This is a genomic window from Variovorax sp. GW821-FHT10B04 (assembly GCF_059415645.1).
In genome coordinates, this window is the sequence record NZ_JBWKNQ010000022.1 from 1 (window position 1) to 15,681 (window position 15,681).

Consider the following 15,681-nt stretch of genomic DNA (forward strand, 5'->3'; position numbering starts at 1 on the left):
CAAACGCACCCCGGACTGCGTGCGTCAACCGCTCACGATAGTTGTCGTCGAGCGCTCAAGATAATTGTCGCTGGCCAGAGCCTCTCACGATCTTGATGCGCCAGCACTTGGAGCTTGAAATCAGCAGTGTAGGCGCTGCGTTTTGGCTGCAGTCCGGCAACTCCGTGCAATCGGTAGTGACTAACCCAAGTTCGAATCTTCTCCTCGGGCACTGACCAACGCCTCGCGAGTAGCTTCGCGCCGCCGTCTCCAGCCAAGAAGCTCTCAACGACCTTGAGCTTGAACTTTGTTTCGTACTTCCTCATGGAACCCTTTGAAGTTTGTCCAACTTCTGGGGTTCAGTTCAATCCCGGGGCGATTCAGAATGCTCACGGCTTCACCTGCGGGCCGCACCAGCGTCTTGGCTACCTCCTAAATTGACGGCGCACGCGCGCCGGCACTCATAGACACCAAAACGCTCCGGTGCCGCTGCGGAGCCTCAACTGCAAGAAGTTTTCGGTTACAAACGTTACCAACTGGTAGAGTCGTCAGATCTCCAGGTCGACTAGCCGGTCGGTGTCGACGAAACATGAAGTAGTGCTGGGAGGTCCAACCGTGCGAATCAAATATCTCAGCCCGCAAGGCGTGCTGGAGGTAGAACATGCCGCCTTGCGCGAAATCGAGCATGGTCTGCCCAGTGCTTGGGGCGCCTTCGCTGCATTCCGCTTGCTGACGCGCGGCTCAAAGATTCCTTTTGACGTCGACCTTCTCCTGCTGACTACGAACCGCATTCTGGTGGTCGAGCTGAAGAACTGGGCCGGTGACATCCACTACACGGATGGCCAATGGGTCCACAAGGGCACGGTGAGCAAGTCACCGGTCGATGTCACTGACAACAAGGCCAGAGCACTCCGGGATTTCCTGAAGAACAAGCTGCCTGCGGGCACCAAGATCCCCTTCGTCGAAGGCTTGGTGTTGCTGTGCCACCCTCATTGCCGATTGGTGGGATTCCCCGACGAACAGCGACGATTCGTCATGATGCTGCCTGACTTCGTGAAAGCAGGGTCGGACGTCGGGCGATACAAGAAGGCCTTTCCAGACACGCCGCCAGGCATGTATTCCAAGTCCTGCAGCCCGCTTGACTTGCGCTCCAAGTACGACTCCCTGTTCTCCAACAGCAACCCTGCGGTACTGCGACGGCGCACCGTTTTCAACGGTTTCGAGCAGGTCGATGACCTTGAGGACTACAGGCATCCACGCAAGATCTGGTCAGAGTTCCGCGCAGAGCATCAGGAGAGCCGAAGCTCCAAGGCGCTCCTGCGCAAGTGGAACTTCCATGAGCTCGCTCAAGGCGGCACGTCAACCCTCGAACGCCAAACGATTGGTCTGCGTGAGCTGCGACTGAACGAAGCTCTTCGCGTGCAAGCGCCTGAACTACACGCTGATCTCCTTGAGCCCATCGGCTCGGCGACGGCGGATGACATCACGACGAACTTTGTCGAGGGTTACCGCCTGCCCACAGGCATTGAACGGCTCGGCGAGCATCTCGTGCGCAATGCCGCCATGACCATGCAGGAACGGTGCAGCCTAGCCAAAAGCATCCTTGCCCGGTTTTCCAAGCTGCACACTTTGGGCATTGCGCACCGCGACATTACCAGCCGCACGCTGTGGGTGATCGAACCCTCACGTGTCATCTTGTCGACCTTTGCCGCCGCTCGCATTCCCGAGAGCCAGACGGTCGGTGTCCACCGGGTCGAACTCGAGACTGGCTCCATCGATCTGCCGGAGGACGATGGCATCGATGGCCGGCCGCGCACCAGCGATCCGTTCACCCGCGATGTCTTCCTGCTGGGTGTGCTCGTGTTCGAGATGCTGGAGGGCAAGGATCTCGAGCGCGTAAATCGGGTGCCGATCTATGATGCCAACGATTCGCTTGCCGTGCCTGCGCTCGGCTCCTGGTATGCGAAGTCGATGGACTGGGAGCCCACGGCACGGTACCAGACCGCCACCGACGCGCTGGACGCGCTGAACGAGTGCTTGTTAGTCGATTCGGGACCAGACGTCCGGGAGACCGACTTCGAGGTCTATAAGACCGAAGCCAGCCCGTTCAATCTGCCTGCCAAAAAGGTAATCTCCAACGTCGCCGGCAAGATGGTTTACGAGTCAGATCGCGATGGTGCGCGCGTGCTGGTCAAGTGCTGGCAGAAGCTGACCTTTGACGCGAAGTACGACTCTCGCAATCTGAGATTGCTGGCTTTCCTGCGCCAGGCACGTTCGCTCCGCCAATCCGGCTTCGACGCCGCGCCAGAGGTCCTGGACTTCGGTGTGGGGCCGTTCGGCCTCATGCTGGTTACTCGCTGGGTCGAGGGGTTGACCCTCGCCGAATGGTTGGCTACAGAACCGGACTCTCGACATCGTGGGCAGATCGCCCTTGCGCTGTTAAATTGCGTTCAGCGGTTGCACATCCTAGGTCTTTCTCACGGCGATGTGAAGGCGGTCAACGTGATCGTGGCACCTGGACAAGGGGATGAGCAGGTCCGCGTCGTACTGGTCGATATCCCGGATCTCAGTGCTGACGGCGATGAGGGGGTGACGGTCGGAATGGTGCCGCCGGCGCTTGAGACTGCATCACCTCAGCATCGCGATGCTTATGCCGTATGCATTCTTGTGCTCGACTTGCTGTCTAACGAATTCGGCGGCACGCGCGACGATGTCAAGCGCGCCGTTGAGTTGACCGAGGCGTTGCCGCCGCTGGATCTGTTGGCAGAGACCTTGCAGGGTGAATTGGAGCCTAAGCCACCTTTTGCGCCGGCGTTCAGTTCAGTGCTGAAGAAGCGCGGCCGGCCGGCCGGGACGACGATGGATCTGGTGCCGAACAACGGCGAGTTTTCGGTCCGAGTAACGCGCAACCGTGAAACCGGACACCTTCGCTTCATCGTCGTGGGAATACGACAGTCGCTGACGATCAAGTTCGATCCGGACGAGGAGGTCGTCATCGATGCGTCGGTGAGTAACGTCGAGCACCACGAGTACGTGCACGCTTATCGGACCAAGAGTTTCTCGCTGAACGCTGTCTTGCGGGTCAGCTTCGCCGAGGAGCTGGACGCGGCCAAGCTTGGCGACTACCTTTACCAGCGCTATCTTGCAAATGCGTCTGATGAGACAGCTGCAGATGAGGCCTCGCCTGGCGAAGTCGTTCCGGGGAACGGCGCAGATCCGTACGCACGCGGCAGTGGGGAGTCTCCGCTGGAGGTGATAACCGCATCGGCGTTGTGGACTGTACTGGCCAACACCGACGAGATGAACGTCACCGCCATCACGGTTCGTTCTGGAGTGAAGCAGATCCCGCCCGAGAGCGGCAATTGGCTTATACCTTTTGACTGCGAAGGTGGCGTCTTCGACTTCTCTGAAGACGAAACTATCGAGCTGGTGGAGCGTCGCTCCGACCATCAGGAAGGCACTGAGCGCTGGTACACCGTAGCAAGGGTGTTTCCCGACATCGGCAAGGACTTAATGAAGGCGCGCGCGCAAACCATGCGCTTCTCGCCCAGAGAGGGAAGCACCTATTACCTGCGCGGCACACTTGAAAAAGTCGCCTCGGAACGGCGCGTGGCGGCCATGAAACGGGTGCTCGCGGGCGGTGCGCTGATCCCCCGAATGGTTGACTATTTCGATCCCGAAACAACTCGGACCCCTCGGCAGTCGAACGATATGGGTCATCTGGACCTCGACGAATATGAACTCAACGCGACGCAGGAGGAGGCGCTCAAGACGGCCCTTGCGTATGGCCCGGTTTCGTTGCTCCAGGGCCCACCCGGCACTGGTAAGACCAAGTTCATCGCTTCGTTCGTTCACCTGCTGCTGTCTAAGGCCTTAGCCGGCAATATCCTTATAGTCAGCCAGTCCCACGAGGCGGTCAACAACGTGATGGAGAAGGTGGCAGGCCTTGTGCGAAGCTCGTCACTGGAGGTGGCCATGGTGCGCATCGGCCTCCAGTCCATGGTCTCGCCTGCGCTGCGCAGCGTCCAGGAGGACTCGATCAGGCAGAGCTATCGCGAAGAGTTCGACGCCGAAGTTAAGGAACGTGTGCGCGCGGTTGGTCGGGCGATGGGGCTGCCCAAGGGCTATGTGCGTGCCGCAATCGAATTACACACAACGCTCGGCGCTCTGCTTCATCGAATGGAACATCTGAGTGGAAACGCCACCGAGTCGACCGACTCCTCGGATAAACACGTCGAGCGCCTGCGCCAGGTGTTTTTGGAGCTCGCAGGCCGACTGGAGGTTAGGGTCACAGCGTACTCTGACCTTGCGGATGCGCTGCAGGGCCGACTTGATGAACTTGCCCTTGAGCACGGTTCGCCTAGTCCGGCGAAGTGCACGCGACTAGGACAGATCGCCCGACTGTCGAGCGAGTTCTCGAAGGTGCTGCGCAGCCCGCACTCGAATTTCACGTCCTACCTTGCGCGGTGCTCCAACGTGGTCGCCGGAACCTGCGTGGGTGTGGGCAAGCAGGCGTTGGGCATTGTGGACGTACCCTACGACTGGGTCATTGTGGACGAGGCCGCGCGCGCCTCACCCATGGAGCTCGTCGTCGCGATGCAGGCGGGCAAAAGAGTGCTTCTGGTGGGCGACCACCTTCAACTGCCGCCCTCATATCCTCGCGAGGTCGAAAAGCAGGCTGCCGGCCTGTTGGGCATCTCCCGCCGGGATTTCCGGCGCATGAACAACTTCCAACGTGCCTTTTCGTCGAAATACGGCCAGACGGTGGGACGGACCCTGAGGACGCAATATCGGATGGCGGCATCGATCAACCAGCTGGTCTCTCACTGCTTCTACAAGGGCTCCCTCGAAGTCGGGCGCGAGCCGCCTGGCGACGAATATGCCGCGCTGCCATCCTTCCTGTCAAAGCAGGTCGTCTGGGTCGATACACAAGACCAAGGCCGCGGAGCCTTTCATCGGCCCGCCGGCTCCCACGAGGGCGCACTCGAGAATGAGGCCGAGGCAGCTGCCGTGGTCGAGGTCGTACGTGCGATCGTCGGCACTGACAGCTTCATGCAGCACGTCGCCCAGCGCGACGGCGAGCACGAGCCTGTTATTGGGATCATTGCGATGTACGCCGCGCAGCGTGACCTCATCCGCCGCAAGCTCGAGCAGGCGGAGTGGGCGGCAGGCTTCCGCGGCCGTTTCGCCGTGGGCACGGTCGACAGCTATCAGGGCAAAGAGAACCGCATCATCGTTTTGTCGGTGGTGCGGAACGACACGGAGCCAACGGTGGGCTTCCTTAGCGAACCAGAGCGCATCAACGTGGCCATGTCCCGGGCGAAGGACCGTCTTGTGATTGTGAGCTCCTCCGCCATGTGGTCCGGTAAGATCTCCACGCCAATGAAGATGGTGCTAGACGAGGTCATCAATTTGGAGTCGAAAGGCGAGGCCGCGTTCGTCCCCTCCAAAGAGTTGAAGAGGAGCCTTGCCAATGCGTGAGCGTTTCAACACCGTGGCGGTGGCCATCCCTGCGCAACTCTTCTACGTCAGGTGTCACGTTTCTATCGACCGCCAAGTGCCGGTTATGACCGACTTTGCAGTAAGGCTGCTGCATCTGAGTGGCCCGCTTGAGGTGAGTGCGCTGCGCGAGTATTTCGGGCTTACACCCCGTGGATTGCAGGATTTGATCGCGTTGCTGAGCGAGGAAGGACTGGTCGGCGAGGCGAGCGGTCGCATCGCACTCACTTCTTACGCGGAGGCTCGCTTCACTTCGTCGTCCGATGGCCTGCCACGATTCACTCGCATCGCAGAACGCCAGAGCCGTCCGGTCTTCGAGCTGCTCACGTTCACGCCGCTGCCCAAGGCGCTGTCGAACACCTACTGGGACAACTCGCTGCAGCTGAAGTGGGCAACCAGCGATGACGACGGCAACACCATCGAGCGCGCCGAGGTGGCGTTTCATCAGCATTTTCTGGACATCGACAGGCTGGAGCATGAAGGCGATCGCCGCCGGGCCTACTCTTGCTACAAAGTCGACGACATCCGAGCTGGGCGCCCGTTCAACGTGCCTCTGCCGGTCCACTTCGAGGTTGATGTCGAAGGCAATGTCAACTTTGAGATCGACGCCCAGCTTGACCTGCTGCCCGAGTCCCTGCGCTCTCAAGTCCGGACGCTGACGGCCGACCGCATCGGCACACTGTCTGCCCGTCCCGATCACCTGCGCCACTTCGTGGAGTATTTCGAGGACGAACTGCTGGCACGCTACCTGCGTGAGGCAAGCGAAGGCTCAGCGGCTGGCACCGTAGTCAAAGTTGGCAGCCGGCTGACCATTCGCAAAGAGCCGGGTTTTGATTTCGGGAAGTACGTGCATGACGTGCATGGCGCCGTGGACGGAGCGAACTACGACGGTGGTCAGAGCCGCGCGGTGCTGGGCGCGCTGTACATGCCGAAGTCCGAGGCACGTTTGCTGGAGAGCCTGCGCAAGGCGTTGTCCCAGATCAAGCGCGTCGGCGGCAATGCTTCGACGCAGGCGCCGGCCGCGCTGTGGGTCATCCCTGAATCGGAGCTGTGGGGAAGAACCGAGTTGGTCCGGAGCCTGCTTGAGGCGCTGCGGCTGGCTTTCAGGGAAGGCATAGCTGGTTCGCCGATCGCGATCGTCTGTGTCGCGCCCTGCCAGCAGGACGAGCCGAGAGAGCGCCTGTACAAGCGCGGTCGATTGCTGATCGACGCCGGATTCAGCGCGGTCACCTTCGGGCCTCCCATGCCGAAGTACGAAAGCTTTGAGGCGCTGCTGGTCCCCGGTGTCTTTGGTGCCGCCATGTACCAATGGTCAGTCCCGTCGGCCGAGAGACACAGCGTCCCTCTGGGATTTGTCAGCCAGTCTCCCGACAAGCTGCGCAAGCTGGCGACGTTCGCGAAATCGGCATTGTCCTCTGCGCTCCACATGATGCGGCGCGGCGCCGGGGAGACCGCGGAGGAGCGCAAGCTCAAGATCGAGGACGTGCGTTTATCCGATTTCACTTTCCTCGATGGTCATACTGAGCGCTGACGCGACAGGCATGGCGTACTGCAAGTCGCCGCTGTCGTTCCAAGGTCTGAGTGGTTGGATTGACGATGTGCTGGAGGCGTTAGTCAGATCTTGGATGCGGGAGCGCGGTCTGTTCGTGCATGTGTCCCTGTCTGGTTACTAACTCGTCCGAGCTGGTGCATCTTCAGCGTGAGCTCGAGGCATTGCAGGCTGGAGAGTTCGATGTCGGCAACGAAGACGATCATCGCGAGCGCGTGTGGGTCAGCATCGCGCGACGAAGGGCAGCCAAATACAGTTGCGAGTCGCTGCGGCGGGCGACATATGTTGTGCGGTGACAGGTGCTAACCACACCTTGAAACGAGCGCACATCAAGCCGTACCGTGGTGATTGCACCAACCACGCAATCAATGGCTGGCTGCCGCGAGCGGACATCCACGTCGTTTGATCTTCGGTCGCTGAGGGTGGGCCCGACCAGGTGGACGGTGGCCGTCTCTACGCAGGCATGACCATCGGACGGTCGCTTCCACGGCCAGATTCTGCAACTCCCCGCCAGCGCTCAACTTCGGCCGGACTCGGAGGCGATACGCCGGCAGTACGAGAGCTGCGTAGGAAAATTTGCCGCCACAATATTGGCATGACTGGTCCCGCGCTTCCTACTCTGAAGGCTTTGTTCGCAAGATCAAAGAATCTGTGTGCATTCCCCGGTTGCACGGTGCCTCTTTCCGAAGACAGTGGAACCGTGACGGGAGAGGTTTGCCACATTCGCGCTGCGAATTCAAAGGGTCCTCGCTATGACGTCAGCCAAACTGACCAGGCACGTCATGCCGCGGCAAACCTGGTACTCATGTGCGGCCGACACCACAAGATTATCGATACGGAGACTACAGAGTTCAGCGTTGCGAGGCTGGAATCCATCAAGCGGGCGCATGAGGTGAAGGGCATTGCGGAAATATCGCCTTCCGTCGCACGAATCGCCCAGCAGCTCCTGATCAATCTCGGCGACGTGACCATCGTTGGGAACTCGGGCAATGTCGCATTTCAGAGCCCGGGAGTCATACAGGCCCAGACGGTCAATATCAAGAACACCAAGTCAAAGGGGCCGTCGATTCAGCCTCCGATGGGCTCCATAGGTGCCGCGCGCGAGAAGGTTGCGTACTGCCAGCATTTGATTGATCGGTATCAGGAGTATCAGAAGGCCGACCACACAGGTAAGACGGAATTCAAATACATAGCGATCCACCAAGCTCTCAAGAGAGAGTTCCGTACTCAGTGGAAGCTCCTTGGCGAGGAGCGCTTCGAAGATGTCGTCGGGTTCCTGCGGCGGCGGATAGACGCCACGATCATTGGTAAATTGAACCGATCTAGAGGTCGTCCCAACTACAACTCTTTCGACCGCTGGCGCAGTTGAGGTGCTTTGCTGAGGTGGTGCCTGTTGGCAAACATTGCCTCCGGGATAACACAGCGATCCTGGCTGGGCGGTTGCGAGTTCTCTGGGACGACCTGTTGCCCGATTAGATAACACGGCATGGCTAGTTGCGCCGACGTCCGGACGCTCGTGTGTTGAACGAGGAAGCATGCAAGTTCGTTCCCTATACGAGAGGTTCATTTGTCTTTGTCGTGGAAGTTGGCTACATATGGTCGGCTGCAATAGTCTCAATTTCACATCACTAGGCAAGGCCGTACCGCGCTGTACGTACTGCGTACCGAGCCGCCGTTAGCGTCATCCCTGCGGCTCCCGTCGCTGATGCCTTCGCGGCGACGCCGCTGCGCGCTGCGCTTGCCCATGCAATGCGAGGTGGTGTGAGGGAGGAGGGCGGTTTTGTGTTCCCTTCATCCTTGCACACCGTTCTCGCGGTCAAGGTCTGCGCGTGCTGCGCACGCTGGCGTCCTGCCGGCCGTCTTCGAACCTGTGACAGCTGCGCTGCGGCGTGCCGGTTCCGGTCTCGGGCAATCCCGCCCGATCACTGGAGTTCACCATGACGCACGATCTGTTCTCTTCCCTCGATTCCTTCGTTGCCGTTTCCTCTGCTGCCTCTTCACTGCTCGTGCGTGACGTCGCGGGCAAATACCGTCCGGCCGAGGCCGACGAGGTCCTGCAGGCCGCGCAGCGGGTACTGGCGGGCCGGATGCGTGGGACTGAAGTGTTGACGTCGCCGGCGGTGGTCAAGTACTTCCTGCGGGTGCGGCTGGGGAATCTGCAGCATGAGATTTTCGCTGTTGTCCACCTGGATGCGCAGCACCGGGTGCTCGACTACGTGGAGATGTTCCGGGGCACAGTGAGCGAGACATCCGTGTATCCGCGCGAGGTGGTCAAGGATGTGCTGAGCCGGAATTCAAGCGCTCTGCTGCTGGTGCACAACCATCCGAGTGGTTCGGCCGAGCCGTCTCGGGCGGATGAGCTCCTGACGCAGACGCTGAAAGCGGCGGCGGCACTGGTCGACGTGCGCGTGCTGGATCACCTGATCGTTACGGCAGACTCGGTTCTGTCGATGGCCGAGAGGGGGCTCATGTAGGTAGCAAGGGCTTCGGCCCTCTTTGTTTTCTTCTTCGGCATACGCGCTGCGCGCGTGTCCTGACTTCAGGCGGCGGCCCGCGGTCCGGCCCGCCGCGTCGCAAGCGGCGCCCGGACAGTCGCTCCGAACAGGCTTTGCCTGATCGACCTGTGCATCGGGCCGATGGCGCGCTGCGCGCTCTGCTCCCCTCCAGCCATGCGTACCTGAGGCTCGCATGGGCACTCGCCGCGCGGCGTTGGTCTCAGCGCATCTCGTGTCCAGGCCCAAGATTCCGCTGAGACGCAGGCTACCGCATGAGTATGGGCATGGGCATGGGCTTCGGCTTCGGCCGAGGCCTTCTCCCATGCGCGGCCGATTTCATTGGCGTAACCTGCGCGGCAGATGTGCCTCGCGCGCCTTGACTTCTGGATGCCAGCGGGCGTTGCCCGAGCTCTCAGGCATGGCGCTCCGACTGCGTGGTGCGTAGACGTTTGACCGATCTCACTGCGCGGGTTGTGATGAACAGGCCGTCCTCGACGGCGGCAGGCGGATACCGCCGAGTCGACGGCAGTTTACCGACAGGCGGGCCGCATGCCGACTTTTCCCGGAGCGGCAAGACACCGGTCGGCCGCATCGATCCGGCGGTGCTTCCTGACCTGTCTCGTGGACAGCTGGCTTGACGCTCGGCGCTGCGGAATCCGTGCCGGGGCGCTGTTCTGCGGTGGAGATGCCTGGGCCATGCGATCCGTCCTTGGCGAGGCAGGTCCGCTCCCTCGGCCTTGTATTTGCCGTGAATCCTGGCGCGGGCACGGCGCACGCTCTCTGCGGTCGGTGCGCCTCGGGCTTGTTCGCCGCAACCGGCCTGCCCAAGAGATTTCCCCTGCGCTGTGCGCATTCCTCGCGAGGCAAATCTCCCGTGCCTGCCGGTCCTCCACTGCGTTGCGGCCCTCCATTGCATTGCGGGTGCGACGCGCCCGGCACCGCGCCGTCCGGTTCACGCCAAGGCCGCGATGGGCGCGGAACCGGGCTCAACCTCGAAGGACTTTTCAATCATGGCTCACATCGGCACTTTCACCGCACAGAACAACAGCTTCACCGGCACGGTTCGCACCCTCACGCTGAACGTGAAGGTCAAGATCGTGCCCAACGACAAGGGCAGCGAGAACGCACCGGACTACCGCATCGTCGCGGCCGGTGGATTCGACATCGGCGCGGGCTGGAAAAAACTCAGCCGTGCAGACCGTTCGTATGTCTCGGTGACGCTGGATGACCCGTCGTTCCCGGCGACGATCTATGCCCGTCTGGTCGAAGACGAGGACGGTGCGCACAACCTGATCTGGTCGCGCAGCCGGGGCGACTGAGCGTCGCCCTGCAGGCCCCGCCGCGCGGCGGGGCTTTTGCCTGTTCACCGTCTGCCTGGACCGCATCGAACGGTGCCGCTGCGAACCACGCCGCGTTCGGTCTGTTCTGTTCATCCGTGCTTCGTCGTAAAGCCGCTTTCGTTTTTCTGTGCCTGTGCAGATCGGCGTAAAGGAACAGAAGAGGATTTGCGCTTCATCGGGTTCGAGCGGAAGCGCATTGGAGGTTCTGCGGCTATACGTGCGTCTCCGGCGATGCCGGACCGCGCTCTTGTGCTGAACATCGAGCCACCAAGGGGGTGGTGTCTCGCCCCTGCGGACGCCGATCGCTGACGCCTGCGCGCCGTGCTTGCCGAGGCAGGCGGGGCTGGCTTGCTGTGACCTTCATCGTGTCACGGCGTACTCGCCGTCAAGGTCTGCGCGTGCGCCGCACGCTGGCGTCCTGACGGCCGTCTTCGAACCTGGACTGCTGCGCTGCGCCGTGCCCCTTCTCGGTCTCGGGCAATCCTGCCCGGATTCTGTTCAAGGAGAACGACATGACGAAGCTCATCACTGACGAACAACGTGCGCAGTTGCTGGCCAACGGCCGGCAATCCATCGAGAACCCGGACTTCGATCCGCGACCTGTGATCAAGCTGTTCACGCCTGATGCCGGAGCGACCTGGCTCATCTCGAGCATCGATCCACATGACGACGACCACGCCTTCGGACTGGCCGATCTGAACCTGGGGTTTCCGGAGCTTGGCTGGGTGAGCCTGTCGGAATTGGCCGCATTGCGGGGGGCACTGCGCCTGCCGGTGGAGCGTGATCTCCACTTCAAGGCCGACAAATCCATCGGCGCGTATGCACGTGAAGCCCGGATGGCCGGGCGCATCGTCGCCTAGCCTTTGGGTGGTACTGCATGTGTGAGCCTCCTGGGCGATGCCGTTCTCGGCGCGCATCGTGCGCCCGGCGGCGCAGAAGGCAAGCGCCGGCGCGGCATCAAACGTTGTGGCACCGGCATCGATCTGTAGGCTGCGTCCGCTCAACCGTGACTCAGCAGGTCACGATGCGCGTCCTCGCCGAAGTAGTCGCAGACGAAGGTGACGAACGCGTTGACCTTGGGGCTCACCAGTCGGTGCGATGCATGCAGCACCCAGACTTCTGTCGCCGGCGCGGTCGACAGCCCCCAGCTCACCAGCCGGCCTGACGCGAGTGCGTCCACCGCGATCGTGCGCGGAATCATGGCGGCCCCCGCACCGCCCAGAACGGCATCGCGCACCGACAGCGGCGACGCCAGGCGCAGCACCGCCTGCGGATGGAGCACACGCTCCCGGCCCGTCCTCTCGTCGGTGATATGCCACGTTTCGTCGTGCGATGCGCCCGTGCGCATGACCGCGGGGAAGCGGTCTGGTCTGTCCGGTTGAGCTTCGACGACAGGGCGCGCCAAGCCGGGCGGTGCGACCAGCATCAGCTGATTGCGCAGAAAGCACCGTCCCACGAGTTCGCTGTCCGGACGCGGATTCACGCGGATGACGACATCGACGCCGTCGGCGACGAGATCGACGAAGCGGTCGTCGGTGGCGACTTCCAGCAGCACCTCCGGAAACGCGGCCAGGAACGCGGCGGCTAGCGCGCCCAGGCTCGTCTGCGCGAACAACAGCGGCACGCTGATTCGCAAGCGGCCACTTGGTCGACCCAGCCCGGCCTTGACATCCTGCAGAGCCTCCGTGATCTCGCCTAGGTGAGAGCCGGTGCGCGCGTGCAGCGCGACGCCTTCGTCTGTCAGGCGCAGCGTGCGCGAACCCCGCTCGATCAGCCGCACGCCCAGGCTCTTCTCGAGCTCTCGAACGCGGCGCGACAACGTCGCCTTCGGCTGGCCGCTCGCGCGGCTGGCGCGGCCGAATCCGCCGTGGATGGCGACCAGATGGAAATCGGGCAGGGCATGAAGGTCCATGGATGTTCCGGAAATGAGACGAAGTATCCAAAAACTGGAGTCTATGCGCCACTGTGGAGACGGTCTAACCTTCAGTCATGTTCAACCCACCAGGAGATCTTCATGACCTCATCCACTGACTCGAAGCGCGTCCTGTTCATCGGACAGCAGCCAGAGACCGTCGATTTTTCGGACCCGGCGCTGCCGCCCGGCTTCGACGCCGCGAAGATCCATGCCGGCATCGCGATTGGCATGCAGCAGATGTCAGATCGCGGCTGGGACGCCGAGCTGTGCCTTGTGCCGCCCGATGCGTCGGCGACGAAGATGGTGACGAAGCAGCTCGCCGGTAAGGCCTTCGATTGCGTCGTGATCGGCGGCGGCATCCGCATCCCGCCGAAGAGCCTGTTGCTCTTCGAGCAGTTGGTGAACGCCGTGCACAGGGCCGCGCCCGGCACAGCCATCGCTTTCAACACGACGCCGCAGGACACGGGCGACGCAGCGGCCCGATGGTTTGGCCGTGACTGAGAACGGCAGTCTTGCGAGACCGCGGACTCGGCCGCCGGAACGGGTCTGGGTGCCAACCCTCAGCCATGTCCCCGACAGGCGAGTTCGCCGTTGCCGTTGCTCTTCTCAACCACGGGCGCTAAGCGTTCACGCGGCCGCGATGTCGACGGTTCACCAGTGCGGTCGCTTTCTGAACGATCCCCTTAGCCTCAAAAGCCGCCCACGCAGCAGCGAACCATGGCAATGTTCCTGTTCCACCGAACGGAGTGCGTGCCATGACGACTCTTTCCGATGCCGACGGGTTCGCCGCACCCTGGAGCGCTGCAGCCGCCTACCTTTACACGCTGGACCTCGACGGCCCTGCGCTCGCCTGGGAATATCTGCGACGCCATCCCGGCTACCGCGCAGCCTGGCAACGTGGCCGACTATGGGAGCGGCAAGCTGCATTGCATCGATGGGGCTTGCGATGTTGCCGATGACCCACGCCTTGATGCGCGCGACGCACGTCCGCTCTGGCGAACGGACGCGGCAGATCTGTTGCACGTTCGCGCGTTGCACGCGCGCCGTGCGTCAGCGAGTGACCCCACTGCCAGGGCTTTCGACCTCTGGCGCGTTCCGGGCAGAAAGCGCTTGGATGGCAGCAGCGATGCGGTGCTGACCACGTCGATTGGCACTCGCCATGCGCGCATCCTGTTGGACGGGGGCTTGGCCAACGGTTCGACCTACATCTGCACCGTGCCGCTGACCCCGCACTTGCGAGGCCAGATTGCAGAGTTCCAGGCGCTGTCGTCGCTGCTCGATGGCGATCCGCTGCATCGCCTGCATGCGCGGCCCGTCTCTCGTGCCGGGCTGTTGCATCTTCGCGCGCTGCAGGCACTCGACGCGACGCAAGCGGATACCTCCCATCGCGACATCGCTATCGCGCTCTTCGGCATCGAGTCCGTGCTCGAGGAGTGGCATGCCGATGGCGTCCTGCGAGCGCAGGTACGGTACATCGTCGCTCGGGCCGAGGGTTTCATGCGTCGGGACTATCTGAGCTTGGCCGGGGTACGCCACGCACAAGCTGGTGCCCCCGGAGACAAACCCATGCGCTGAATCTCTCCCTGCTCAGGCGCTGTCGATTTTCCGAGACTGCCTCCATCGGGCTGCGAATGGTTTGCGGCCCATCCACCGAGATGGAGGTCTTCATGGCAGTCGGACATTCGATTCACTCGCGCGGCGCTGCAGCTGATGCGCCGCAGCCCGCTCCGGCGCAGTTGGTGCCAGCAGCCGCAAATCCTGAATTCCTGACCACCGACGAAGCGGCGATATTCCTGCGGCTGTCGCCTCGCACGCTGGAGAAGCAGCGGGTGCTGGGTGGCGGTCCGCGGTTTCGCAAATTCGGCGCGCGAGTCGTCTACGCCGCAGTGGACCTGCGCGCCTGGGCCGACAGCAACACCTTCGGCATGACCTCGGACCCGGGGTATGTCGTCCGTGATTCGGTTCGCTGAGCCTGTTCCTTGAACTGAAGCGGTCCGCCATGTCCAAGCGCTCCAGCGAACGCGAGCAGCTCGCGTTGTTTCGCGCGCTGCCGGCCGAGGAAATGGCCCTGCGCGATGCGCAGGACCTGATGGCCTATCCCTTCTTCAGTCTGGCCAAGTCCCGGCGCACTGTGCCGATCCGCTTCGAGGCTGGCGGTGTCGCGCTCACCGTGGAAGGCGTCCCAGAGCACGGCATCGCCACCATCTGGGATGCCGACGTGTTGATCTGGGCTGCGAGTCAGATCGTGCAGGCGCGCGATGAAGGCCGGCCCACGTCGCGCCTGATGGCGGCAACACCGTACGAGATCCTGCGCTTCGCCCAGCGCGGCACCGGTCAGACCGAATACCTCGCGCTGCGCGCCTCGTTGGACCGCCTGCAGTCCACAACGGTGCTGACTTCGATCCGCCAGGCGGGCAAGCGCATGCACCGCTTCTCGTGGATCAACGAGTGGCAGGACCACGTGCGACCTGACGGCAGGTCGGACGGCATCGAGCTGATCCTGCCGGACTGGTTCTATTCCGGCGTGATGAACGACGCACTGGTGCTCACGCTCGACCGCAAGTACTTCCGGCTCACTGGTGGCATCGAGCGCTGGCTGTACCGCATCGTGCGAAAGCATGGCGGCAGGCAGCGCAACGGGTGGCGCTTCGACATGCGGCATCTGCACGTGAAATCCGGGAGCCTGCAGCGATACCGTGACTTCGCACTGCACCTGCGCGGCTTGGCAATACGACAGGCGCTGCCTGGCTACTGGCTTGCCATCGAGTGGTCCGGCCGCGCCGAATGGCTGGCATTTCGGCCTATCGATGACGCGTCAAGGCAGGACGAGTTATCCACAGGAGATGTTGAAGAACCTGTGGATGGCGTGTGGACGAGCTCGAGAGATCCCCGGCGCGGGAGTCG

Annotated in this window: 12 protein-coding genes and 1 pseudogene; 11 read left to right on the forward strand and 2 right to left on the reverse strand. The window is 62.3% G+C overall.

Annotated elements, in window-relative coordinates; translation table 11 throughout:
• Positions 1 to 32: 32 nt before the first annotated feature.
• On the reverse strand, positions 33 to 305 hold the full coding sequence (locus AC07PZ_RS31275; protein WP_495299085.1) for a transposase: 273 nt from the start codon (positions 303 to 305) through the stop codon (positions 33 to 35).
• Positions 306 to 594: 289 nt separating this feature from the next.
• Here AC07PZ_RS31275 and AC07PZ_RS31280 point away from each other — a divergent pair, with 289 nt between their 5' ends.
• The 6 genes from AC07PZ_RS31280 to AC07PZ_RS31305 all read left to right on the forward strand — a co-directional run bounded on the left by AC07PZ_RS31280 (position 595) and on the right by AC07PZ_RS31305 (position 11,722).
• Positions 595 to 5,460 (forward strand): AAA domain-containing protein, encoded by a 4,866-nt coding sequence (locus tag AC07PZ_RS31280; protein ID WP_495299086.1) that lies wholly within the window; start codon positions 595 to 597, stop codon positions 5,458 to 5,460.
• Positions 5,453 to 7,009: a hypothetical protein gene (locus AC07PZ_RS31285; protein ID WP_495299087.1), complete on the forward strand. Its 1,557-nt coding sequence runs from the start codon at positions 5,453 to 5,455 to the stop codon at positions 7,007 to 7,009. Before AC07PZ_RS31280 ends, AC07PZ_RS31285 begins: the two co-directional genes overlap by 8 nt.
• A gap of 691 nt (positions 7,010 to 7,700) precedes the next feature.
• A complete protein-coding gene (locus AC07PZ_RS31290) occupies positions 7,701 to 8,396 on the forward strand; it encodes a hypothetical protein (protein WP_495299088.1) in 696 nt (231 codons plus the stop codon).
• A 568-nt stretch (positions 8,397 to 8,964) separates the two neighbouring features.
• Positions 8,965 to 9,501: a RadC family protein gene (radC, locus tag AC07PZ_RS31295; protein WP_495299089.1), complete on the forward strand. Its 537-nt coding sequence runs from the start codon at positions 8,965 to 8,967 to the stop codon at positions 9,499 to 9,501.
• Positions 9,502 to 10,532: 1,031 nt separating this feature from the next.
• The gene (locus AC07PZ_RS31300) at positions 10,533 to 10,841 is read left to right on the forward strand and encodes a DUF736 domain-containing protein (RefSeq protein ID WP_495299090.1); all 309 of its coding nucleotides are present in this window, start codon (positions 10,533 to 10,535) and stop codon (positions 10,839 to 10,841) included.
• Between the two features lie 533 nt (positions 10,842 to 11,374).
• Positions 11,375 to 11,722, forward strand: a complete 348-nt coding sequence (locus tag AC07PZ_RS31305; RefSeq protein WP_495299091.1) for a DUF2958 domain-containing protein — start codon at positions 11,375 to 11,377, stop codon at positions 11,720 to 11,722.
• Positions 11,723 to 11,862: 140 nt separating this feature from the next.
• Here the strand turns inward: AC07PZ_RS31305 and AC07PZ_RS31310 are convergent, their stop codons facing one another.
• Positions 11,863 to 12,774, reverse strand: coding sequence for a LysR family transcriptional regulator (locus AC07PZ_RS31310; protein ID WP_495299092.1), 912 nt, complete (start codon positions 12,772 to 12,774; stop codon positions 11,863 to 11,865).
• 102 nt (positions 12,775 to 12,876) lie between these two features.
• On the opposite strand from AC07PZ_RS31310, the gene AC07PZ_RS31315 reads away from it, so the two are divergent.
• The 5 genes and pseudogenes from AC07PZ_RS31315 to AC07PZ_RS31335 all read left to right on the forward strand — a co-directional run.
• Entirely contained in the window at positions 12,877 to 13,278 is a 402-nt protein-coding gene (locus AC07PZ_RS31315) for a hypothetical protein (protein WP_495299093.1), read from the forward strand.
• A gap of 254 nt (positions 13,279 to 13,532) precedes the next feature.
• On the forward strand, positions 13,533 to 13,736 hold the full coding sequence (locus AC07PZ_RS31320; protein ID WP_495299094.1) for a transcriptional regulator domain-containing protein: 204 nt from the start codon (positions 13,533 to 13,535) through the stop codon (positions 13,734 to 13,736).
• 256 nt (positions 13,737 to 13,992) lie between these two features.
• A complete protein-coding gene (locus AC07PZ_RS31325) occupies positions 13,993 to 14,352 on the forward strand; it encodes a DNA -binding domain-containing protein (protein ID WP_495299108.1) in 360 nt (119 codons plus the stop codon).
• 92 nt (positions 14,353 to 14,444) lie between these two features.
• Positions 14,445 to 14,747, forward strand: coding sequence for a helix-turn-helix transcriptional regulator (locus tag AC07PZ_RS31330; protein WP_495299109.1), 303 nt, complete (start codon positions 14,445 to 14,447; stop codon positions 14,745 to 14,747).
• Between the two features lie 29 nt (positions 14,748 to 14,776).
• Positions 14,777 to 15,598 (forward strand): annotated as a pseudogene (locus tag AC07PZ_RS31335) (replication initiator protein A); the annotation flags it as partial.
• Positions 15,599 to 15,681 lie beyond the last annotated feature (83 nt).